The sequence below is a fragment of the Devosia alba genome (genome assembly GCF_039938915.1).
In the GTDB taxonomy this organism is placed as follows: Bacteria; Pseudomonadota; Alphaproteobacteria; order Rhizobiales; family Devosiaceae; genus Devosia; species Devosia alba.
Genome location: NZ_JBDUUI010000060.1, coordinates 1 through 339, shown reverse-complemented (window position 1 = coordinate 339; position 339 = coordinate 1). Strand labels below are relative to the sequence as shown.

Annotated in this window: 1 rRNA gene; it reads left to right on the top strand. The window is 50.7% G+C overall.

What is annotated here, in order from left to right:
• Positions 1-339: ribosomal RNA gene (locus ABFY71_RS18775) — 23S ribosomal RNA — on the top strand; the annotation flags it as partial.

Below are 339 nucleotides of genomic sequence, written 5' to 3'. Positions count from 1 at the left end.
GTCGGGTAAGTTCCGACCTGCACGAATGGTGTAATGATCCGGACGCTGTCTCAACCGTGAGCTCAGTGAAATTGTAGTATCGGTGAAGATGCCGATTACCCGCGATGGGACGAAAAGACCCCGTGAACCTTTACTATAGCTTAACATTGAATTTGGGTAATTGATGTGTAGGATAGGCCGGAGGCTTTGAAGCAGGCACGCCAGTATTTGTGGAGCCGCTGTTGAAATACGGCCCTTTGATTATTTGAGTTCTAACCCGCTGCTGCGGGGACACTGTTTGGTGGGTAGTTTGACTGGGGTGGTCGCCTCCAAAAGCGTAACGGAGGCTTCTAAAGGTGC